Source organism: Mesorhizobium sp. WSM4808 (assembly GCF_055811675.1).
On sequence record NZ_JBVVQX010000017.1, the window covers coordinates 75,619 to 97,675 of the forward strand.

Annotated in this window: 23 protein-coding genes; 19 read left to right on the forward strand and 4 right to left on the reverse strand. The window is 63.3% G+C overall.

Annotated elements, in window-relative coordinates:
- Positions 1-19: 19 nt before the first annotated feature.
- Positions 20-847, reverse strand: coding sequence for a DUF2066 domain-containing protein (locus AC0L2U_RS26700; RefSeq protein WP_473602878.1), 828 nt, complete (start codon positions 845-847; stop codon positions 20-22).
- A gap of 197 nt (positions 848-1,044) precedes the next feature.
- Here AC0L2U_RS26700 and AC0L2U_RS26705 point away from each other — a divergent pair, with 197 nt between their 5' ends.
- The 18 genes from AC0L2U_RS26705 to AC0L2U_RS26790 all read left to right on the forward strand — a co-directional run bounded on the left by AC0L2U_RS26705 (position 1,045) and on the right by AC0L2U_RS26790 (position 18,300).
- Entirely contained in the window at positions 1,045-2,088 is a 1,044-nt protein-coding gene (locus AC0L2U_RS26705; RefSeq protein WP_473602879.1) for an enoyl-CoA hydratase/isomerase family protein, read from the forward strand.
- The gene (locus tag AC0L2U_RS26710; RefSeq protein WP_127272646.1) at positions 2,085-2,507 is read left to right on the forward strand and encodes a DUF6163 family protein; all 423 of its coding nucleotides are present in this window, start codon (positions 2,085-2,087) and stop codon (positions 2,505-2,507) included. The genes AC0L2U_RS26705 and AC0L2U_RS26710 overlap by 4 nt, the downstream gene beginning before the upstream one ends.
- 238 nt (positions 2,508-2,745) lie before the next feature.
- On the forward strand, positions 2,746-3,261 hold the full coding sequence (gene ldtR, locus AC0L2U_RS26715) for a transcriptional regulator LdtR (protein ID WP_008875359.1): 516 nt from the start codon (positions 2,746-2,748) through the stop codon (positions 3,259-3,261).
- Between the two features lie 173 nt (positions 3,262-3,434).
- Positions 3,435-3,845, forward strand: coding sequence for a hypothetical protein (locus AC0L2U_RS26720; RefSeq protein ID WP_245481746.1), 411 nt, complete (start codon positions 3,435-3,437; stop codon positions 3,843-3,845).
- Positions 3,846-4,202: 357 nt separating this feature from the next.
- Positions 4,203-5,456, forward strand: a complete 1,254-nt coding sequence (locus AC0L2U_RS26725) for a L,D-transpeptidase family protein (protein ID WP_127329923.1) — start codon at positions 4,203-4,205, stop codon at positions 5,454-5,456.
- Between the two features lie 141 nt (positions 5,457-5,597).
- Entirely contained in the window at positions 5,598-7,244 is a 1,647-nt protein-coding gene (locus AC0L2U_RS26730; protein ID WP_128288392.1) for a Na+/H+ antiporter, read from the forward strand.
- 179 nt (positions 7,245-7,423) lie between these two features.
- Entirely contained in the window at positions 7,424-8,737 is a 1,314-nt protein-coding gene (gene glyA / locus AC0L2U_RS26735) for a serine hydroxymethyltransferase (RefSeq protein ID WP_013532252.1), read from the forward strand.
- A 76-nt stretch (positions 8,738-8,813) separates the two neighbouring features.
- Positions 8,814-9,464 (forward strand): hypothetical protein, encoded by a 651-nt coding sequence (locus AC0L2U_RS26740; protein WP_127810704.1) that lies wholly within the window; start codon positions 8,814-8,816, stop codon positions 9,462-9,464.
- 157 nt (positions 9,465-9,621) lie between these two features.
- The gene (nrdR, locus tag AC0L2U_RS26745) at positions 9,622-10,101 is read left to right on the forward strand and encodes a transcriptional regulator NrdR (protein WP_023810227.1); all 480 of its coding nucleotides are present in this window, start codon (positions 9,622-9,624) and stop codon (positions 10,099-10,101) included.
- A 2-nt stretch (positions 10,102-10,103) separates the two neighbouring features.
- The gene (gene ribD / locus AC0L2U_RS26750; protein WP_473602880.1) at positions 10,104-11,219 is read left to right on the forward strand and encodes a bifunctional diaminohydroxyphosphoribosylaminopyrimidine deaminase/5-amino-6-(5-phosphoribosylamino)uracil reductase RibD; all 1,116 of its coding nucleotides are present in this window, start codon (positions 10,104-10,106) and stop codon (positions 11,217-11,219) included.
- A 12-nt stretch (positions 11,220-11,231) separates the two neighbouring features.
- On the forward strand, positions 11,232-11,849 hold the full coding sequence (locus tag AC0L2U_RS26755; protein WP_127810702.1) for a riboflavin synthase: 618 nt from the start codon (positions 11,232-11,234) through the stop codon (positions 11,847-11,849).
- Positions 11,850-12,105: 256 nt separating this feature from the next.
- The gene (gene ribH / locus AC0L2U_RS26760; protein ID WP_127810701.1) at positions 12,106-12,600 is read left to right on the forward strand and encodes a 6,7-dimethyl-8-ribityllumazine synthase; all 495 of its coding nucleotides are present in this window, start codon (positions 12,106-12,108) and stop codon (positions 12,598-12,600) included.
- Positions 12,597-13,097 (forward strand): transcription antitermination factor NusB, encoded by a 501-nt coding sequence (nusB, locus tag AC0L2U_RS26765; RefSeq protein ID WP_127322245.1) that lies wholly within the window; start codon positions 12,597-12,599, stop codon positions 13,095-13,097. The genes ribH and nusB overlap by 4 nt, the downstream gene beginning before the upstream one ends.
- Positions 13,094-14,311, forward strand: coding sequence for an MFS transporter (locus AC0L2U_RS26770; RefSeq protein ID WP_127397085.1), 1,218 nt, complete (start codon positions 13,094-13,096; stop codon positions 14,309-14,311). Before nusB ends, AC0L2U_RS26770 begins: the two co-directional genes overlap by 4 nt.
- A 177-nt stretch (positions 14,312-14,488) precedes the next feature.
- Entirely contained in the window at positions 14,489-15,400 is a 912-nt protein-coding gene (gene osmF / locus AC0L2U_RS26775) for a glycine betaine ABC transporter substrate-binding protein OsmF (RefSeq protein ID WP_127397086.1), read from the forward strand.
- Positions 15,401-15,455: 55 nt separating this feature from the next.
- Positions 15,456-16,619, forward strand: a complete 1,164-nt coding sequence (locus tag AC0L2U_RS26780) for an ABC transporter permease (protein WP_128288393.1) — start codon at positions 15,456-15,458, stop codon at positions 16,617-16,619.
- Positions 16,616-17,554, forward strand: a complete 939-nt coding sequence (locus AC0L2U_RS26785) for an ABC transporter ATP-binding protein (RefSeq protein WP_127267858.1) — start codon at positions 16,616-16,618, stop codon at positions 17,552-17,554. The genes AC0L2U_RS26780 and AC0L2U_RS26785 overlap by 4 nt, the downstream gene beginning before the upstream one ends.
- The gene (locus AC0L2U_RS26790; RefSeq protein ID WP_128288394.1) at positions 17,551-18,300 is read left to right on the forward strand and encodes an ABC transporter permease; all 750 of its coding nucleotides are present in this window, start codon (positions 17,551-17,553) and stop codon (positions 18,298-18,300) included. The genes AC0L2U_RS26785 and AC0L2U_RS26790 overlap by 4 nt, the downstream gene beginning before the upstream one ends.
- A gap of 11 nt (positions 18,301-18,311) precedes the next feature.
- Here the strand turns inward: AC0L2U_RS26790 and AC0L2U_RS26795 are convergent, their stop codons facing one another.
- A complete protein-coding gene (locus AC0L2U_RS26795) occupies positions 18,312-18,518 on the reverse strand; it encodes a type II toxin-antitoxin system HicA family toxin (protein ID WP_473602882.1) in 207 nt (68 codons plus the stop codon).
- The gene (locus tag AC0L2U_RS26800; RefSeq protein WP_127329711.1) at positions 18,515-18,715 is read right to left on the reverse strand and encodes a type II toxin-antitoxin system HicB family antitoxin; all 201 of its coding nucleotides are present in this window, start codon (positions 18,713-18,715) and stop codon (positions 18,515-18,517) included. Before AC0L2U_RS26800 ends, AC0L2U_RS26795 begins: the two co-directional genes overlap by 4 nt.
- 357 nt (positions 18,716-19,072) lie before the next feature.
- Here AC0L2U_RS26800 and AC0L2U_RS26805 point away from each other — a divergent pair, with 357 nt between their 5' ends.
- Complete coding sequence (locus tag AC0L2U_RS26805; RefSeq protein ID WP_127381998.1) at positions 19,073-21,214, forward strand: sodium-translocating pyrophosphatase; 2,142 nt, start codon at positions 19,073-19,075, stop codon at positions 21,212-21,214.
- A gap of 279 nt (positions 21,215-21,493) precedes the next feature.
- On the opposite strand, the gene AC0L2U_RS26810 is transcribed toward AC0L2U_RS26805, so the two are convergent.
- Positions 21,494-22,006 carry an outer membrane protein assembly factor BamE gene (locus tag AC0L2U_RS26810; RefSeq protein WP_473602883.1) on the reverse strand — a complete coding sequence of 171 codons (513 nt, stop codon included), beginning with the start codon at positions 22,004-22,006 and terminating at the stop codon, positions 21,494-21,496.
- Between the last annotated feature and the right edge of the window lie 51 nt (positions 22,007-22,057).

Sequence of the window (22,057 nt, forward strand, 5' to 3'; positions counted from 1 at the left end):
CCAGCGATCCGGTCGAAGTCTATTCGGGTTGCCCATTGCCTGACAGAATCTGTGCTGCGCCCCTGATGGCGACACGGAAAGCCTCGTCGAAGCCGACACCGCGCACCTGCCAGATGTAGGTCTTGCCGGCCGCGGCCAGCCGCCAGTCGGCGATCCAGCCCAGTTCCTTGTCGCTCCAGACGAGACTGCCGGAAAGCGCCTGGTCGGCGCCGGTCTTCTTCGCCAGTGTGTCGAGCTTCGTCATCTCGGCATTGCGAAGCGCCTGATCGTCCAATCCGGCCCGCGACAGCTGCGCCGCCGTGGGAAAAGCCACCTGCATGGCCAGCGGTACGGCGGCATTGCCGAACGATTCGCGCATCGGCATGCCACGGTCGTCGTCGGCATCGAGCGCATAATGCATTGTTCCGCGCTCGGTCGTCAAAAACACCGCCAGCTGCGGCCGCTCGGCCAGCCACGGCCTGCTGCCGAGCGAAGCCAGCACCGGGTCGATTTCAGCCGGCTTGTACTGGCAGGAAAGGTTGTGGGGCCGATCGTACGTTCCCTGATCGTCATGGTTGGGAATGCCTTCCATGCGGTCGCGGTAGCGAAAGCCTGCGACGAAGCTGCCGGCCTTGTCGCGCAATGCCGTCATTTCAGGTTTCGCCGGCAGGCGCTGATCGCCGGAAACCCGCACCAGAACCGCGTCGAGGCAGCGCTTGAAGCCGGACTGGCGGTTCTTCTCGTACTTGCCGTTGACGATGGTATGCGAGCTGTAGAGATCTTCCAAAGTCGCCGCCATGACCGGGTGAACAGCCAAGCCGATGCTCAGCCCGATTGCCATCCGCGCAAGGTGCGAAAATCGAGTCATGAACAATCGTCCCGTTCGAAGCCCCGCCAGAGCCGCACTGCACCGAACTCTATCCAGTTTTCCAGTATTGCAGTTCGATTTTTAGCACTGGCTCCTGGTCCGGGCCAGAGCTTGCACCGGTGCGCTCGCCATTGACGCACCCATGCGCCACGCTTTAGCACTTCAGTCCCGGCGGCCGGGAGAGGGATTCTTTCACGATGGATTTTGGCGGAGGCGACGAGATCCGCTTCGAACATCTGGGCCGGGCCGGCGTCGTCACCTTGACGCGGCCGCAGGCGCTCAATGCGTTGACGCACCGCATGATCGGGGCGCTCGGCGCTGCCCTTTCCGCCTGGGAGGACGATCAGGGCATCGACGTCATCGTCGTCAAGGCAGAGGGCAGGGCCTTTTCGGCCGGCGGCGATATCCTGCATGTCTATGAGACAGGCCGGGCGGGAAAACCGCCGGTCGAGTTCTTCGCCGACGAATACCGGCTCAACGCCCGCATCAACAGTTTCAAGAAACCTTATGTGGCCCTGATCGACGGCATCGTCATGGGCGGTGGTGTCGGCATCTCCTTCCATGGCTCGCACCGGGTGATGACCGAGAATGCCCAATTTGCCATGCCGGAGGTCGGCATCGGCTTTTTTCCGGATGTTGGCGCCAGTCACCTGCTGCCAGATCTCGGCGGCTCCTTCGGCATGTATCTGGCGCTGACCGGCAATCGCATCCGCTATGGCGATGCGCTGTGGTCGGGGCTGGCCACCCACACCATCAAGGCCGAGGACCAGGCTGGCTTCCTCGACCGCCTGGCGCTGACCGGCGATCCGGAATCGGTGCTGCGCGGCTTCTTCGTGCAGGCAAGGCGCGAAACCGACAGGCCGACGCTGGAGGCGATTGTTCGCCATTTTTCGCAACCGTCCCTGAACCGCGTCATCGACAGCCTCGAGCGTGCGGCGGACGCCGACGAGTTCGCGGCAAAGACACTTGCGACGATCCGCACCCGCTCGCCGACCAGCCTGCGCGTCGCCTGGCGGCAGATCAGCGCCGGACTGACGCTGTCCATGGAAGCCTGCATGAAGATGGAGTTCCGCATCCTCAACCGGATGCTCGCCGGCCATGATTTCTACGAAGGCATCCGCGCCGCCATCATCGACAAGGGCTCGAAGCCGCAATGGCGGCCGGCAAGCCTCGCTGCGGTCAGCGAAGCGGATGTCGACGCCTATTTCGCCCCGCTCGGCGAACGGGAACTCTTGATATGAGCGAGGTGACTTCGAGGCGCGTCGTGCTGCAGCCCTCCGGGGTGGAGGTGATCTTCGCCTGGTTCCAGCGCGTCATATCGGGCTATTGCCTGCTGTTCGGCATTCTCTACTGGATCAGGTTGATCGGCTTTTATCCGGGTACGCTGTGGCGGTTCGACCTGATGCCCGTGCACTGGCAGGTCGCTGCGGTGGTGCTCGCCGTGTTCTTTCCCTTTGCCGCTGCCGGCCTGTGGATGCTGGCGTCCTGGGGGCCGGTGATCTGGTTCATCTGCGCGGTGACCGAGACGGTCATGTATGCCGGCTTTCCCGAGCTATTCGGCCACCGCTTGCTGATTGTCGCCTCGCATGCGGCGGTGGCGCTGCTCTACATCGTCTTCCGTGTCGTCATCTACCTGCAGAAGCGCCCGGTCCGCCACTAAGCCGTTGAACCCATTGGCGGCCCCGCTTTCGCCTCGAATGAGCCCCGCAATCGTTGCCGAAATCTTTAGGTTAATTATCCTTGCTCGGGTGACCGTTCGTTAAGCCTCTTCCGAAACCCCTTACCGGTAAGCTCTTGTTAGCCCTAGCGTTTAAGTCGAATTTTATGAGTATTCGATAGTGTCGCGATCAAGGTGAAAAACAAAAAATCACCAGGGCGACAAACGAGAGGCAAAGACAATGATCAATTCGCGTCCGGCGGCGAAGACCGCCAACGTATCCGACGATCGCCGCGAGGCTATCCGTTCCCTGTACATGGAATCGCTGCAGCTTGTTGAGCGGCTGCACCGCCGCCTGCTTGATGTGATCAAGGACGAATTCGACCGCAACGGCCGTTCCGACATCAATGCCATCCAGGCGCTGCTGCTGTTCAATATCGGCAATTCCGAGCTGACCGCCGGCGAGTTGCGCTCGCGTGGCTACTATCTCGGCTCGAACGTCTCCTACAATCTGAAGAAGCTGGTCGATCTCGGCTTCATCAATCACCAGCGCTCGCGCATCGACCGCCGTTCGGTCCGTGTCTCGCTGACGCCGAAGGGCAACGAGGTGGCGGAAGTCGTTGCCGGCCTCTACGAGCGTCATGTCGGCTCGATCGAGCAGGTCGGCGGCATCAACACCGACGAGTTCAAGCAGATGAACCGTGCTTTGCAGCGGCTCGACCGCTTCTGGAACGACACCATCGCCTACCGGATGTAAGGCGCCGCATCGGATCCGGCCCGCGCCACAGAAACGCGGCCGAAATATCGACCTTCAGTCAGGGCCGGTGCCGAGAGGCATCGGCCTTTTTCTAGCGACTGACGGCGACTTGAGTTCATCTGTTTGTCGGCTGACCGCAACCCCGTAGGCCACGCTTTGCTTTCGCTTCCACAATGCCTAATGTCGCCGCACAAGGGGGCATGATGGGTCGAAGCAGGCGTTTCAAGATCTGTTTTGTCGCGGCGGCGCTACTGCTTGCGTCAGAAACGGCTTTCGCCGAGGAATGGTGGAAGGATGCCTTCGCCATGGAAGGCAGCAGCCCGTGCGACGGCAATGACTCCAGAGTGACGTTCACCGATAAGTCGGTGGAAATGTGGGAAGTCGGCTGCACAATCGACAAAGTCCAGAAGATCAAAGGCCTGGACGCCGTCATTTTGGACCTGACTTGCTCGGACGATAACGACAGTGTGGAAAAGAGGCGGGCGCTGCTGCTCAAACTCGATGACAGCAAGATATTGCGTTACCCTGAGAACCAAGTGCTGCAACGATGTTCCGAGTTGGAGGCTCCGGGTTCGAAGCCTTGAGCCAGGGTCGTTCGCGGCTGGCTGCCGGTCCTGCCGCGCGGCAGTCGACCCCATGTCGGCGACGCTCCGACCCGATACCCAAAAGCATCGGTCCGTCCTTTTCGGAATGCCGGTCAGTCGGATTCGGGCGCTAGGCCACGTTGCCGCCATATTCCAGTGGAACCGAGAGTGGCAGTGATGCTGGTGTGAAGACCATGCGTTCACCCGCAATCCGTATCGCGCCTGGGCGCTGTCACACCAAGGTGATACGGAGCATGGTTGGCTAATTGTTAAGATTGCCAATTTTACAGTGCGGGCGAGATCGCCCGGTGATCAACGCAGCAAGTGATCGAACTGCTACAAATGTCTGGAACGTCCATGAGAACCAGCCGTCGTTTTTTCCTCTCCGGAGCCTCCGCGCTCGCAGCCGCAGTGGTCGCCGGCGGCGCCAATGCGCAGGATGTGATCGGTGACATCCTGAAATCCTCCGCGCGCGGCAATTGGGACGACCAGTTCGATGCCCGCGCCAGCGAGGGCGGCAAGGTGGCCTCGACGCTGCCGATCTTCAGCCCGCAGACCGTCGCCTTCACGGAACAGGCGGTCGGGCAATACCAGAACATTGTCGGGCAGGGTGGCTGGGTCGACGTTCCCGCGACCAAGAAGCTGCAGCTCGGCGTCGATGACCCGGATGTGGTGCCGTTGCGCAAGCGGCTGATGGTTTCCGGCGATCTGTCGCAGAGTGCCGGCATTTCGACGGCCTTCGATTCCTATGTCGACTCGGCGGTCAAGCGTTTCCAGCTGCGCCATGGCCTGCCTGCCGATGGTGCGCTCGGCAAATACACCTATGCGGCGATGAACGTTTCGGCGCAGATCCGGCTCGGCCAGTTGCAGACCAATCTGCAGCGGCTGCGCGAGAAGGCCGGCACGCTGGGCAGCCGTTACGTGCTGGTCGACATTCCGGCAGCGCAGGTCGAAGCGGTCGAGAACGACCGCGTCGTGCTTCGCCACACCGCGATCGTCGGCAAGATCGACCGACAGACGCCGATCGTCAATTCCAAGATCAACGAGATCATCGTCAATCCATACTGGAACGCGCCCGTCTCGATCGTCCGCAAGGACATCATTCCGCTGATGCGGAAGAATCCCGATTATCTGAAGGACAGCCACATCCGCCTGTTCGCACCGGATGGCAGCGAAGTCGATCCGATGAATGTGGACTGGTCGACCGACGACGCCGCCAAGTACCGTTTCCGCCAGGATCCCGGCTCGGAAAACGCCATGGCTTCGGTGAAGATCAATTTCCCGAGCCCTGACGGCGTCTACATGCACGATACGCCGCAGCAGAGCCTGTTCGGCAAGATGTTGCGTTTCGATTCCTCGGGCTGCGTGCGCGTGCAGAATGTGCGCGACCTCGTCACCTGGATCCTGCGCGACACGCCTGGCTGGGACCGCCAGCATTTCGAAGCGGCGATCAAGACGGGTGAAAACACGCCGATCCAGGTCACCAATCCGGTGCCGGTCCATTTCCTCTATCTCTCGGCCTGGTCGACCGGTCCGGGCGTCGTGCAGTTCCGCGACGACGTCTACGCGCTTGATGGCAACAACGAACTGCAGATCACGTCCGCGCTGTAAACATTTGATTCCTAGCTAAAAAGGCCGCCTCTCAGGGCGGCCTTTTTCATTGATTGGGTGCCGCGGCGTTTTTCACGGGACGGGCGGCTGGACGGATCGGCCGGCTTTGCGCATGGTCGGCGGAAAGCCTGGAACCGGACCATGGAAGTCGCCGTCTTCATTCTGGTCGTGCTCGTCTTCGTGGCGCTTTCCGGCGCTCTGGTTCGCCTGGTACGGGTGCCGTTGCCGGTGCTGCAGATTGCGATCGGTGCCGCGCTTGCGTGGCCGGTGCGCGGCATCCATGTCGAGATCAATCCGGAACTGTTCCTGCTGGTGTTCATCCCGCCGCTGCTGTTCGGCGATGCCTATGGCGCGCCGAAGCGTGAACTGATGGCGCTGCGCCGACCGATCCTGGATCTGGCCATAGGGCTGGTCTTCTTCACCATCGTCGGCTTCGGCTACGCCTTGCATTGGCTGGTGCCGAGCATCCCTCTGGTGGTTGCTTTTGCGCTAGCCGCGGTGCTGTCGCCGACCGACGCGGTGGCGGTGTCCTCGATCGTCGACAGGAATGTCGTCCCGGCGCGGCTGATGCACATTCTGGAAGGCGAGTCGCTGCTCAACGATGCGTCCGGGCTGGTCATGTTCCGCTTTGCCGTCGCGGCGGTGCTGACCGGCAGCTTTTCCCTTGCGGCGGCTTCGCTCAGTTTTCTCTATGCTGTGGCGATCGGCATCCTGATCGGCGTGGCGGCGCTGTTCGTTGCCGCCAAGCTGCTGCAATTGCTCAACCGGATCGGCGGCGTGCCGGCCGAAGCGCAGGTGCTGGTGATGGTCCTGCTGCCCTTCATCGCCTATCTCGGCGCCGAGCATGTCGGAGCTTCCGGCATTCTGGCGGCTGTCACCGCGGGCCTGCTCACCGGCGGCTCCGGCGTGTTTCGCTTCCTCGGCGTCTCTGCGCGCATGCAGACGATGTCGCTGTGGACGACGCTCTCCTTCGTTTTCAACGGCGCTCTCTTCATCGTGCTCGGCCTGCAGCTTCCCGACATCATCCGCCATGTGCCGCCGGAACTCATGAGCCTGCACCCGATCATCCAGCCGATCGCGACCGTCATCGCGCTGACGCTGTGCCTGATCGCGTTGCGCTTCCTGTGGATCTGGGTGGGCGATATCGCCGCCGGCATCGCTGCGCGTCTGGGCAAGCGCAAGGTGGAGCCGTTCGGGCTGCGCGTGCGGCTCGCCGGTTCGGTGGCCGGTGTGCGCGGCGCCATTACGCTGGCCGGCATCCTGTCACTGCCGCTCGCCATGCCGGACGGCTCGCCGTTTCCGGCGCGCGACCTGGTCATTTTCCTGGCCGCCGGCGTCATCATCTGCTCGCTGGTCATCGCCAGCCTCGCTCTGCCGACGATCGCCAGGGGGCTGGTCGAGCCCGGTGAGGATGCCGGCGCCGCCGAGGAGCGCCTGGCGCGCGTCGGCGCCGCCAAGGCGGCAATCGCGCGCATCGAGAGCATTGCCGGAGCCGCCGATGATGAGGGAGGCGAGGTGCCCGGCACCAGGCTTGCCGCTGCCGACAGCATCGTCGCCGGCTACCGGCGCCGCATCGCCGCCTCGGACGAAGCCGATGAGGCCCGCGCCGAGGCGCGCGAAGCCGGAAGGCTGGAGCTCGAATTGAGATTTGCGGGCATCGAAGCCGAGCGCGAGGCCGTGCGCGCCATGTTTCGCAGCGGCGAGATCAACGACCATACGTCGCAAGCGCTGTTTACCGAGATCACGCTCACCGAGGCCTTGCTGAAAGGCCGGAAGGCTCGGAAATAACGACCCGCGGGCCAGGCTGGCGCAATCCGGCCAGCAAATTTCGCGCCGCAAACGTGGCGGGGCGAAAACAACTGTGTTAATGGCGCGGCAAATGCATGTCGCCCAAAAGTGTGCAGCGGTTTTGGGACAACGACATGCATAAATCAAAAATTGCCCCCGAACCTCGAGGATTTCAGGCCATGGCAACAGCAGCGGCAGTGTCGAACAAATTCGAATCCTTCTTCGAAACCACGCTGGCCGATGCCGATCCGGAGATTTTCGGCGCCATCCGCAACGAACTCGGTCGCCAGCGCCACGAGATCGAGCTGATCGCCTCGGAAAACATTGTTTCCCGCGCCGTGCTTGAAGCGCAGGGCTCGATCATGACCAACAAGTACGCCGAGGGCTATCCGGGTAAACGCTACTATGGCGGCTGCCAGTTCGTCGACGTGGCCGAGGAACTGGCCATCGAGCGCGCCAAGAAGCTGTTCGGCTGCAACTTCGCCAACGTCCAGCCGAATTCCGGCAGCCAGATGAACCAGGCCGTGTTCCTGGCGCTTTTGCAGCCGGGCGACACGTTCATGGGCCTCGACCTCAATTCCGGCGGCCATCTGACCCACGGTTCGCCGGTCAACATGAGCGGCAAATGGTTCAAGGTCGTGTCCTATGGCGTGCGCCAGGACGACCATCTGCTCGACATGGACGCCATCGAGAAGACCGCGCATGAGACCAAGCCGAAGCTGATCCTTGCCGGCGGCACCGCCTATTCGCGCGTCTGGGACTGGAAGCGTTTTCGCGAGATCGCCGACGCGGTCGGCGCCTATCTTATGGTCGACATGGCGCACATCGCCGGCCTCGTCGCCGGCGGCGTGCATCCGTCGCCGCTGCCGCATGCCCATGTCGTGACCACCACGACGCACAAATCGCTGCGCGGCCCGCGCGGCGGCATGATCCTGTGCAATGACGAGGACATCGCCAAGAAGATGAATTCGGCGGTGTTCCCCGGCTTGCAGGGCGGCCCGCTGATGCATGTCATCGCTGCCAAGGCTGTCGCTTTCGGCGAAGCGCTGAAGCCAAGCTTCAAGGTTTATGCCGAGAGCGTTGCCGCCAACGCCAAGGCGTTGGCCTCCAGCCTCAAGGAGACCGGTCTCGACATCGTCTCCGGCGGCACCGACAACCATCTCATGCTGGTCGACCTCAGGCCCAAGAACGCCACCGGCAAGCGCGCCGAGGCGGCGCTTGGCCGCGCCAACATCACCTGCAACAAGAACGGCATCCCGTTCGACCCGGAAAAGCCTTTCGTCACCTCGGGCGTGCGTCTCGGCACCCCGGCCGGCACCACGCGCGGCTTCGGCCAGGCCGAATTCCGCGAGATCGGCAAGCTGATCGCCGAAGTGCTGGACGGTCTCAAGGTTGCGAATTCCGACGAGGGCAATGCCGCTGTCGAAGCTGCGGTCAAGGCCAAGGTCGTGGCGCTGACCGATCGCTTCCCGCTCTATCCCTATCTCGGCTGAGGCGATAGGAAGGCTTACCGCCTGCTGCAACGACAAGCGTCGTTTCAGCAGGCCGGGGCGACCGGCAGGAGCCTTGATGATGCGACCGTTTCGTTTCGCCAACCTTGGTGCCGTTGGCGCTCTGGCCGCTTTGATCGCCGTGCCTTTCCCCGGCGTCGCCTTGGCGCAAACCGCCTCTGCTCAACCCGCGCCCGCGCAACCCGCACCTCAGGCCGAGCCGGCGGCGCCCGCCCAGGCGGCACCCAAGCTCGAAACGTTCGGCAGATGGTCGACCCTGGTCGACGAGGTCGACACCGGTGAGGATCTGCGCAAGACCTGCGCTGCCTCGACCGCCTTTATCGGCGCGGGCGGCGTGCCCGGTACCTTGACGCTCGTCATCACGAACGGCGATGCACTGCCGCCGGATGCCTACCCCTCCATAACCATCGCCGTCGACAACAAGGGTCTGCCGGCCGGCAAGTCGATTGCCGCCACCTTCGGCGATGACAAGGGCCGTGTCGCCGCCAAACTCCATTCCGATGGCGCCGTCAACGGCCGGCTCAGCTGGACCGTGGACAATCAGGCCAAGATCAGCCTGGCGCTCCTGCGCGCCATGCGCCGGGCATCGGTACTTGATGTCTCCTTTGGCGACGCACCTGTTGGAAGCATATCCATGGATGGCTTCACCAAGGCCTATCGCAGCCTCGGTGCATCGTGCGGATTCCCGACCGCCGACGTAGCTCCCTGAAAACATCGGTACGCGGTGCGGCTGCCTGGCGAGGCTGGCAATCCTGCTTGCGCCTCGCTATCTCTGAAGCGCAAGGGGCTGTTGGCGACACTTTGCCATCGCTGCAAAAACCTCTAAGCCTTTCCCTTCACCAGATTCGCCAACCAAAGGCTTCTCCATGCGCTGTCCCTATTGCCAGTCAGAAGATACGCAGGTGAAGGATTCGCGCCCCGCAGAGGATGGCGCGGCGATCCGCAGGCGGCGTGTCTGCCCCGATTGCGGCGGTCGCTTCACCACCTTCGAGCGCGTGCAGTTGCGCGACCTCGTCGTGGTCAAGAAATCGGGCCGCAAAGTGCCCTTCGACCGCGACAAGTTGCTGCGCTCCGTGGAGATCGCCGTGCGCAAGCGCAATGTCGATCCCGAGCGCATCGACCGCGCGGTGACCGGCATCGTGCGCCAACTCGAAAGTTCCGGCGAGACGGAGGTTGCTTCGGGAGAAGTCGGCCGGCTGGTCATGGAAGCGCTGAAGTCGCTCGACGACGTCGCCTATGTCCGCTTTGCCTCGGTCTACCGCAATTTTCGCGAGGCCAAGGATTTCCATGAATTGCTGGGCGAGCTCAAGGGCGACGAAATCAAGGGTGAAGAGGAAGCCAGCTGAGCATGACTGCAAGCGAACAGGCCGCCCTTGATCGCCGCTTCATGGCGGCGGCACTCAGACTGTCGCGAAAAAATGCCGGGCGCACCGCGACCAACCCGTCCGTCGGCACGCTGATCGTACGCGATGACGGCAACGGTCCGATGATCGTCGGCACCGGCGTCACCGCTGTCGGCGGCCGCCCGCATGCCGAGACCGAGGCCCTGGCCGAGGCCGGCGAGCTCGCGCGCGGCGCCACCGCTTACGTCACGCTGGAGCCTTGCGCCCATCACGGCCGCACGCCGCCTTGCGCCAATGCGCTGGTCAATGCCGGTGTCGCGCGCGTCGTCGGTGCGGCCAGCGATCCCGATTCGCGCGTGTCCGGCAAGGGCTACGCGATCCTGCGTGCCGCCGGTGTCGAGGTGGTCGAGAAGGTGTTGGCCGAGCAAGCCTCCGAGCAGATGGCCGGCTATTTGATTCGTTCGTTGAGAAAACGCCCAGAAGTGGTTCTCAAGCTTGCGCTTTCCAGCGACGGAAAGATCGGCAGGGAAGGCGGTGGGCAGGTGTCGATCACCGGAGATATCGCGCGCCGCGAAGTGTATCTGATGCGGGCCGAGGCGGATGGCATACTGGTTGGTATCGGCACGGCCCTTGAGGACGATCCGGCCCTGACGGTGCGTTTGCCGGGGCTGGAGAACCGTTCGCCTGCCCGCATCGTGCTCGACCGCCAGATCCGGTTGCCGGAGGCCTCGAAGCTGGTTTCGGGCGTCGACCGGGTGCCGCTCTATGTCGCCGCCTACCTGGAGGCCGATCCGCTGCGGCGCGCAGCACTCGAACGCGCCGGCGTCCGCTTCATCGGCACGGAAACGCACGAGGGCGGCGTAGCCTTGCCGGAACTACTCGAGGATCTGGCCGCGCTCGGCATGGCCAGCGTGCTGGTCGAGGGCGGCGCCAGGGTGGCGAGCGCCTTCCTGGCCGATGGGCTGGTCGACCGCATTGTGCTGTTCCAGGGGCCGGAAGCGATCGGCGACGACGGCATTGCATCGCCAATCGACGCCGACCATATCCCGGCAGGATTTCGCAAGCTGCGCGACATGCGTTTCGGCGAAGACAGCTACGCCGAGTGGATAAGAGACCTCTAGGGATCAACACCGATGTTTACCGGAATTGTCACCGATGTCGGCACTGTCGCTTCCGTCAAGCCGCTCAGGGAAGGGGTGGGGCTGCGCATCGACACAGCCTATGACCCGCAGACCATCGCCATCGGCGCCTCGATCTCCTGCGGCGGCGTCTGCCTGACGGTGACGGCCTTGCCCGACAGCGGCTCGAATGCGCGCTGGTTCGAGGTTGAAGCATGGGAGGAAGCCTTGCGGCTGACCACGGCCTCGGGCTGGAAATCCGGCACCAAAGTCAATCTCGAGCGGGCGCTGAAGATCGGCGACGAACTCGGCGGCCACATCGTTTCGGGCCATGTCGACGGCATGGCCGAAATCGTCGAGCGCAAGGATGAGGGCGACGCGGTGCGCTTCACGCTGGAGGCGCCGCGCGACCTGGCGAAGTTCATTGCGCCCAAGGGATCGGTCGCGCTCGACGGCACCTCGCTCACCGTCAACAAGGTCGAAGGCGCGCGCTTCGACGTGCTTTTGATCCACCATTCGCTGACCGTGACCACTTGGGGTGAGCGCAAGGTCGGTGACCGCGTCAATCTCGAGATCGACACCATGGCCCGCTACGCGGCGCGGCTGGTGGAGGCGACGAAAGAGGGGCTTTGATGGTCAGGAATAGACGGATCTCGGCTGTACCGGAAGGGGGAATACCGGCGACGGACGCTCGAGGCTCTGGCCGATGTGGACGCTGGTCGTGTGATTGATCATCAGGCCGTGCTGGCTTGGGTTGAGAGCCTCGACGGCCATCTCAAAAACGAGGTTGGTGAACCTGAATAGGTCGGCAAACCGGGCGTGCGCAACATCTTCGCTTGCGATGAACCCGGCTTCGGCCTAAGTCACCGGCAACTCCCCGGAGACTTTTATGGCTGGTACATCCCAACACGGCAAAGCCTTCATTCGTCCGAAGGCGAAGGCGCATCTGCTCATTGTCGAAGCGCGCTTTCATGACGACCTTGCCGACGCGCTGCTCGATGGCGCGACAAGCGCGCTCGATGAAGCGGGCGCGACTTATGATGTCATCACCGTTCCAGGTTCGCTCGAGATCCCCGCGGTGATCACCTTTGCACTGGACGGCGCAACGGAAGGCGGCACACATTATGACGGCTTTGTCGCGCTCGGCACCGTCGTCCGCGGCGACACCTATCATTTCGACATTGTCGCCAATGAATCCAGCCGAGCGCTCATGGATTTGAGCGTGCAGGACTCTGTCTGCATCGGCAACGGCATCCTCACCACCGAGAATGACGCCCAGGCCTGGACTCGCGCCAAGCGCTCGGAAGGCGACAAGGGCGGCTTTGCCGCGCGTGCGGCGCTGACCATGATTGCCCTCAAGGAACAATTGGGAGCGCGATCGTGAGCGAACCCGCTTCGCCCGGCCAGCCCACGGTGCGCCACGCCAACAAGCGCGGCGCTGCCCGTCTGGCCGCCGTGCAGGCGCTCTATCAGATGGATGTCGCCGGCAGCGGTGTCTTCGAGATCACCGCCGAATATGAGGCCTTTCGTCTCGGCAAGGAAGTTGACGGCGCGCTCTATCGCGAGGCCGATGCGCAATGGTTTCGCGCCATCCTGGCGGGTGTCGTCGAGAACCAGAAGACCATCGATCCGATCATCCGCCAGGCGCTGACCGAGGACTGGCCCCTGTCGCGGCTGGATTCGACGCTGCGCGCCATCCTGCGCGCCGGCGTCTACGAACTGATGAAGCGCGAGGATGTCCCCGTCGCCGTCATCGTCTCCGAATATGTCGACATCGCCAAGGCCTTCTACGAGGAAGACGAGCCGAAGCTGGTCAATGCCGTGCTCGACCGTGTGTCTCGCCGGGTGCGTGGCGAGGGGCGCGGCAAGGACGCATCATGACGGCGATCGCCCTCGAGACCGGTCAGGAGGCGCGCCGCACCGCGCTGATCCTCGCCGCCTCGCAGGCGATCATCGGCTCGGCGGCCCCCATCGCCATCTCCGTGGGCGCGCTGGCCGGGCAATATCTGCTTGGTCCCGACAAGTCATTGGCGACAGCGCCGATCACCGGCTTCAACATCGGCGTGGCGCTCGGCGCGCTGCCTGCAGCGGCCATCGTCCGCAGCATGGGCCAGCGAAGCGGCTTCATGACCGGCACGATCGTCACGGCGCTTGGTGGCCTGATCGCCTCCTTGGCGCTTTTTCAGGGCGGCTTCTGGCTGTTTGCCTTCGGCTTGCTCACGATCGGTGTCGGCGGCGCCTTCGTCCAGCAGTTCCGCTTTGCCGCCGCCGACAACGCACCGCCTGAATTCAAGGCGCGCGCCATCTCCTTCGTGCTGGCCGGCGGCGTCGTCACCGCCATCCTCGGGCCGCAGATCGTCATCTTCACCCGCGAATTGCTTGCGCCGGTCATGTTTGCCGGTTCGTTCATCTCCATCCTGCCGCTGGCCGCCGTCGGCGCCATCATCCTGTCGTTCCTGCGGCTGCCGGCGAAAGCATCCGGCAAGGTGGAGATCGCCGACAGCGACGCCAGACCACTGGCTGAAATCATCACGCAGCCGCGTTTCGTCGCCGCGCTTTTCTGCGCGGTCGGCAGCTATGCGCTGATGAGCTTCGTCATGACGGGCGCACCGCTGGCCATGGTCGGTTGCGGCCTTTCGGAAAACGACGCGACGCTCGGCATCTCCTGGCACGTCATGGCGATGTTCGCGCCAAGCTTCTTCACCGGCTCGCTGATCCATCGCTTCGGCGCCGAACGCATTGTGGCCACCGGCCTGATCCTGCTCATCGGCTGCGCCATTGTCGCTCTGTCCGGCCTGGCGCTGTGGCAGTTCTGGACGTCGCTGATCCTGCTGGGCCTTGGCTGGAACTTCGGCTTCATCGGCGCGACCGCGATGGTTGCCGCCACCTACCGGCCGTCGGAAAAGGGCAAGGTGCAAGGCTTCCACGACTTCGTCCTGTTCGGCTCCGTCGCCTGCGCCTCGCTGATGTCGGGCATGGTCTACAACGCCTGGGGCTGGGAGATGCTGAACTGGATAGTCTTTCCGGTCACCGTCCTGTGCTTCGTGGCGCTCGGCGCGCTCAAGCTGACGAGCTTGCGCAAAGCTGAAGCCTGATCCATCCGCCGTTTCACCTGACACGGCGCTGTCAGCACGATGTCGGCCGAATTTACCGCTTCGGAACAAAAATATTGCGTCTGTACCTACTGTTATGAAACCGTGTGCCCCGACTGGCCGTTGAAGCCATGCTCATATGCGGTCACCGCGTTTCGGTTCATAGCAAGGGGTTTCACAATGTTTTCAGTCAAGTTTCTGGCCGGCGCGGCATTGGCGCTCGGCATCACGGTGGCTTCCGCCAATGCTCAGGTGGTTGTCTCTTCCAAGATCGACACAGAGGGCGGCGTGCTCGGTAACATCATCCAGCTCGTGCTCAACGCCAACAACATCAAGACATCGGACCGTATCCAGCTCGGTGGCACGCCGGTGGTGCGCAAGGCGATCACCGCCGGCGAGATCGACATCTATCCCGAATATACCGGCAACGCCGCTTTCTTCTTCGAAAAGGCCGACGACCCGGTCTGGAAAGACGCCGCCAAGGCCTATGAAACGGCCAAGAAGCTCGACTACGACGCCAACAAGATCGTCTGGCTGTCGCCGTCGCCCGCCAACAACACCTGGGCGATCGCGCTGCGCAAGGAAGTCGTCGAAACCAACAAGCTCGCCACGCTCACCGATTTCGGCAAATATGTCGCGGGCGGCGGACAGGTGGTGCTGGCGGCTTCCGCCGAGTTCGTCAATTCGGCGGCTGCACTGCCGGCCTTCCAGACCACCTATGGCTTCACGCTGAAGCCGGACCAGCTGATCACGCTCTCGGGCGGCGACACGGCGGCAACCATTGCCGCGGCCGCCAACCAGACCAACGGCGCCAATGCGGCCATGGTCTACGGCACCGATGGCGGCATCGCACCGTCCGGGCTCGTCGTGCTCGACGACGACAAGGGCGTGCAGCCGGTCTACCAGCCGGCGCCGATCATCCGCGAAGCGGTGCTGAAGGAGCATCCCGAGATCGAGACGCTGCTGAAGCCGGTCTTCGCCAAGCTCGACCTCGTCACGCTGCAGGAGCTGAACGGTCGCGTGCAGGTCGGCGGCGAGCCGGTCAAGGGCGTCGCCGAGGACTTCCTGAAGAAGAACGGCTTCCTGAAGTAGGAGGATTCCGGCGCGTCGCTTTCGTGGCGCGCCGGATCGACTGACGGGGCAGAGCGTGAACAGCCGCTTCGACAAGCTCGGCGTGGTCATCGCCGCGATATCAGCATATGCGGCCTTCGCCGCCCCCTTTGCCACGTTCCGTGCCAACCGCATCGTCCCCGGCCAGGCGCGCTCGATTCTCGATGCGCTGCCGGCAACGACCGGAACGCTGCTGCTCGCCATCATTGTCGCCGCAGCACTCATTGCGCTGTTCAAGACACCACTTGTGCTGCGCCTTGCCGCCAGCGTGATGGCGCTTGCCGCGCTTGCGCTGCTGATCGGTGTCGCCGGAACATTTCTCACGCCGGCGGGCAACACCTTCGCCAGAGTTTCGCCAGCCTCCGGTTTCTGGATTCTGATCTTTGCCTTCACGCTTTTGCTCGCCGACGTGCTGACAAGGCTGAACCTGTCGCCATTGGCGCGGGTTGGCGTGCTTGTGGTCGCGGCTTTGGCGATCGGGCTGCTGTTGATTTCGGGAAGCTGGGACAATCTGTCGATCCTGAAGGAATATTTCAACCGCGCCGGCAGTTTCTGGGTAGAGGGCTCCAAGCATGTAACGCTGGCGCTAGGGTCGCTGCTTGCGGCGATGGTCGTCGGCCTGCCACTCGGCATTCTCTGCCATCGTGTCGAAAGTCTGCGCGCCGGCGTTCTCAACGTGCTCAACATCATCCAGACCATTCCCTCGATCGCGCTGTTCGGCCTTTTGATCGCGCCGCTCGGCTGGGTTGCCACGCATGTGCCGGGAGCTGCCGCGCTCGGCATTCGCGGCATCGGCACCGCACCGGCTTTTGTGGCGCTGTTCCTTTACTCGCTGCTGCCGGTAGTGGCCAACACCGTGGTCGGTCTCGCCGGCGTGCCGCGCGCCGCCAACGACGCCGCGCGCGGCATGGGCATGACCGACAGGCAGCGCCTGTTCGGCGTCGAGTTTCCGCTGGCTTTTCCTGTCATCCTCACCGGCATCCGCATCGTCTTGGTGCAGAACATCGGCCTCGCCACCATTGCCGCGCTGATCGGCGGCGGCGGTTTCGGCGTGTTCGTCTTCCAGGGTGTGGGCCAGACGGCGATGGACCTTGTGCTGCTTGGCGCGGTGCCAACGGTCGCGCTCGCCTTTGCCGCCGCCATCATCCTCGATGCGGTGATCGAAATGACCGCCACCAGGCGCAGGGTTGAAACGGCATGATCGAGATCGAAGGCATCACCAAGCGCTATGACGCGACGACCGTGGTCGATGACGTGTCGATGGTCATCGAGCCGCGCACCATCGCCGTCATTGTCGGCACGTCCGGTTCCGGCAAGACGACGCTGCTGCGCATGATCAACCGGCTGGTCGAGCCGACCTCAGGCATCATCAAGCTCGACGGCGCCGACAATCGTTCGCTGCCCGGCTACGAGCTGCGCCGCAGCATCGGCTACGCTATCCAGGGCCACGGCCTATTTCCGCATCGCACGGTGGCACAGAACATTGCCACCGTGCCGGTGCTGCTTGGCTGGGACAAGGACCGTATCAAGGCCCGGGTCGACGAGTTGATGACGCTCTATCAGCTCGATCCCGAAGCCTTCGGGCCTCGCTACCCGCACGAACTGTCCGGCGGCCAGCAGCAGCGCGTCGGTGTTGCCCGCGCACTCGCCGCCGAACCCAACGTGCTGTTGATGGACGAACCGTTCGGCGCCCTCGACCCGATCATCCGCACCAAGGCGCAGGAAGATCTGCTGGCGATCCAGAAGCGCTTCGGCACCACCATCATCCTCGTCACCCACGACATGGAAGAGGCCGTGCATATGGGCGACAAGATCGCGGTCATGGATGCCGGCAAGCTGGTGCAATACGCCAAGCCGGCCGAGATCCTGGCAAAGCCGGCAAGCGCCTTCGTCGAGACCCTGGTTGGCGCCAGCGAAAGGCCGTTCCGGTTGCTGTCGCTCGGCCGGGTCCGCGATGCCGTGGAGAAGGGCTCCGCCGAAGGTGAGGCGATCCCCGGCGATGCGAGCCAGCGCGACGCGCTGGCCGAATTGTTGTGGTCGGGCCGGCCGGCGCTGCCGGTCAAAGGCGCCGACGGCAAGCCGCTTGGCCGCGTGACCGTCGAAGGGCTGGTGAAGCGTGCGGCGAGGCCGGCATGAAGGCCTGGCTTCCATCGCTGCTCAGGCTAGCATTGGTGGTGCTGCTTGTCGCCTTCGTCACCAATCCCGGGTGGTTCGTGCCGCTGCTGAAGCCGCTGACCGAAAACAACGCGCCGGTGATCTACAACCAGGGCAGTCTGCTGACGCTGACCCTGCTGCACTTACGCACGGTTCTGATCGCCACCGTGGCGGCAACCATCGTTGCGGTGGCGCTTGCCGTCCTGGTCACCAGGCCGGTCGGTGTTGAATTCCTGCCGCTATCGCGCAGCCTCGTCAACATCGGTCAGACCTTTCCGCCGGTGGCGGTGCTGGCGCTTGCCGTACCGGCCGTCGGCTTCGGCGAGAAGCCGACACTGATCGCCCTGTTTCTCTATGGCCTGCTGCCGATTTTCGAGAATGCACTGACCGGCCTGACGACGCTGCCGGCCAATGTCGTCGAGGCGGCGCGCGGCGCCGGCATGACCGGTTGGCAAAGGCTCACCAAGGTCGAGCTGCCGCTCAGCGCCCCGATCATTCTCGGCGGCATCAGGCTGTCGGTGGTGATCAGTCTTGCCACCGCGACCATCGGTTCGACCGTGGCAGCCAAAACGCTGGGCGAAGTGATCATCGCCGGGCTGTTGTCCAACAATCTCGCCTTCATCCTGCAAGGCGGCCTGATCGTGGCAGCGCTTGCCGTGCTGATCTATGACGGTCTGTCGGCGATCGAGCGCTACACGGCGCGCCGCATGGGCAGAGAGGCCGAATAGTCGACAGTATCTCAGATATCGCGCTCGTTCATTTCAGCGAGCGCTAGGAGATGTCGTAGAAGTCCGGTTTTGAGCGGTTTATTGGCATGAATAGGGATTGAAAGCCGAACAATGCTTCCCTGCTTGCCATAGATGTGGTGGCTTCCGGCGATGCGCAAAAGCTTCCAGCCTTGCCGTTCGACGGCACGCGCAAATTCCTTGCGGGAAATGGACTTCAAACAGCGATTTCCACGATCCGCCCAGGCTCCGACGTGAATGACAGCGGCTCTACTGAGAGGCAGCCTTCGATCGCTTCACGCAAATTCTGGACAAGTTCTTCCATGGTTTCGCCCTGGGTCGCGCAGCCCGGAATTGCCGGCACCTCTGCCCAGAACCCGCCTTCGTCGGCTTCGTGGATAATAGCTTTGAAATTCATAGGCTAGCTCCGGTTCCATCCTGAAGATAGGCTACCCTACAGGTCTTTGCAAAGAAGCATAGGCGCCGGCGGACGCGTTCACGCTCCACGTCGCTAGCGGATCGGGTGGGAGGAGCTGACAGCTCAGTGCCGCAGCGTCATTTCAATCGATCTAATCAGGCGACATCATTGCCAAGCACGCCGCCGTCTAAACCATTTAGGCGAAAGCCGGGCAAAAACCGAACAATATCTTGACGTTCGCAGCCCTGTTTCGCATACACCGATGCGAAGAGGCGGATTCCGTGCGCGGAATCCGGTCTTTGTCTCAACGGCCCAGGGAGGGGTTCTTTTGGGCCATCAATCGAGGAAAATCCGGCAATGACAATTATTTCCGCCGTCATCGCCTGCGGCCTGCTTTCAATCCTTTACGCCATCTGGGCGACACGTTCGGTCCTTGCGGCCGATCAAGGCAATGCACGCATGCAGGAAATCTCCGCGGCTATCCGCGAGGGCGCACAAGCCTATCTGGCGCGTCAATACACCACCATCGCCATCGTTGGCGTCGTCGTCCTCGTGCTCGCCTGGTGGCTGCTGTCCATCACCGCCGCGATCGGCTTCCTGATCGGTGCGGTGCTTTCGGGCGCCGCCGGCTTCATCGGCATGCATGTCTCCGTTCGCGCCAACGTTCGTACGGCGCAGGCCGCATCGAACAGCCTCGCTGCCGGCCTCGACATCGCGTTCAAATCGGGCGCCATCACCGGCATGCTGGTTGCTGGCCTGGCCCTGCTCGGCGTGTCGATCTACTACCTCATCCTGACCCACTTCATGGGCCTCCAGCCCAATGACCGCATCGTCATCGACTCGCTGGTCTCGCTCGGTTTCGGCGCATCGCTGATCTCGATCTTCGCTCGTCTCGGTGGCGGCATCTTCACCAAGGGCGCCGACGTCGGCGGCGATCTCGTCGGCAAGGTCGAAGCCGGCATTCCCGAAGATGATCCGCGCAACCCGGCCACCATCGCCGACAATGTCGGCGACAATGTCGGCGACTGCGCCGGCATGGCCGCTGACCTGTTCGAAACCTATGCGGTGACCGTCGTCGCCACCATGGTTCTGGCTGCCATCTTCTTTGGCGGCACCGCCGTGCTGGGTGCGGCCATGCTTTATCCGCTCGCCATCTGCGGCGCCTGCATCCTGACCTCGATCGTCGGCACCTTCTTCGTCAAGCTCGGTTCCAACGGCTCGATCATGGGCGCGCTCTACAAGGGCCTGATCGTCACCGGCCTGCTGTCCATCGTCGGCCTCGGCGTCGCCACACAGGTGACGCTCGGCTGGGGCGAGATCGGCACAGTCGCCGGCATGGTCATCACCGGCAAGAACCTGTTCATATGCGGCCTGATCGGCCTCGTGGTGACCGGTCTCATCGTCGTCATCACCGAGTACTACACCGGCACCAACAAGCGCCCGGTCAACTCCATCGCTCAGGCGTCGGTCACCGGTCACGGCACCAACGTCATCCAGGGCCTTGCGGTCTCGCTGGAATCGACGGCGCTGCCGGCGATCGTCATCGTCGGCGGCATCATCTCGACCTATCAGCTTGCCGGCCTCTTCGGTACGGCGATCGCGGTCACGACGATGCTCGGTCTTGCCGGCATGATCGTTGCGCTCGACGCCTTCGGCCCGGTCACCGACAATGCCGGCGGCATTGCCGAAATGGCCGGCCTGCCCAAGGAAGTGCGCCACTCCACCGACGCGCTCGACGCGGTCGGCAACACCACCAAGGCGGTGACCAAGGGCTACGCCATCGGCTCGGCCGGTCTCGGCGCACTGGTGCTGTTTGCCGCCTACTCGAACGACCTGAAGTTCTTTGCCGCCAATGGCGACAAATATCCCTACTTCCAGGGCATGGGCGAGATCTCCTTCGATCTCTCCAACCCCTACGTCGTCGCCGGCCTGATCTTCGGCGGCTTGATCCCATATCTGTTCGGCGGCATCGCCATGACGGCCGTCGGCCGCGCGGCGGGCGCCATCGTCGAGGAAGTGCGCAAGCAGTTCCGCGAGGATCCGGGCATCATGGCCGGCACCTCGAAGCCGAACTACGCACGCGCGGTCGATCTGCTGACCAAGGCGGCGATCCGCGAGATGATCATCCCGTCGCTGCTGCCGGTGCTGGCACCGCTCGTGGTCTATTTCGGCGTGCTGTTGATCTCGGGCTCGAAGGCGTCCGCCTTTGCAGCGCTGGGTGCCTCGTTGCTCGGCGTCATCGTCAACGGCCTGTTCGTCGCCATCTCGATGACCTCTGGTGGCGGTGCCTGGGACAACGCCAAGAAGTCCTTCGAAGACGGCTTTGTCGACAAGGACGGCGTCAAGCATCTCAAGGGTTCCGAGGCGCACAAGGCTTCGGTGACCGGCGACACGGTCGGCGATCCCTACAAGGACACCGCTGGCCCGGCCGTCAACCCGGCGATCAAGATCACCAACATCGTCGCGCTCTTGCTGCTGGCGGTGCTCGCGCACGGCTGATCAAGGCTTCAGCCCGAAAAAAACCCGCGGGAGCGATCCCGCGGGTTTTTTGTTGAGGCAAAGCCAAACTATCCTTCAGCGCTCGCTTTCGCCCGGTCTTCGCAATGCGTGCGCTGGCACCTTATGCCGGACCCAGCGTCGTGTTTTCAGTGGTGGCCACTGCAGCATGCCAGTGGCCGTGCCCGACTGGTGACCCATAACAAAAACCCGCAGGATCGCTCCCGCGGGTTTTTGGTCGCCTGAGATGACGAGGCTTCCGGGAATGGAAGCCGAAGGGAATTAGACGCCGCCGCCGGGAATGCCGGGCGCCAGCTTGCTGGCACCGTTGATGACCTGGCTGAGGAAGTTCTGGTCCTTGCCGCCGGTCGGTGTGGTGCGCGAGATGAAGTCGAACATCTTGCCATCCTTCTTCCCGTAATTGGCGATCTGGGTGACACGGCCATCGGCGCCGAAATAGACAGCCAGCACATGCTGGTCAATGAGCCGTGGCTTGTCGAAGGCGACGTAGCGCTTGCGCGTCTGCGAAATGTAATAGAATGCCTCGTTGTCGAAGGTCGCGGTCGTCGACGGCGTGCCGAGCGCCAGAAGCACCTGCTCGCGGCTCGAACCGACCGGCACCAGGTCGATTGCCTGCTGGTCTATGACGTAACCTTGCGTCAGCGTCTCGCTCGGGCTGAGATCGCCCATCATCTTGGAGGTGTGGCAGGCGGACAGTGCCGAAACGATCATCAGCAGCGAGATCGCGCCGGCGGGCCTGGACGAGAAGGTCAACTTGAAATTCAGCGCGCGCAACAACAACTCCATTAGCTGGCCGCAACTTGCGCTGGGCCGCGAAACCGGTAA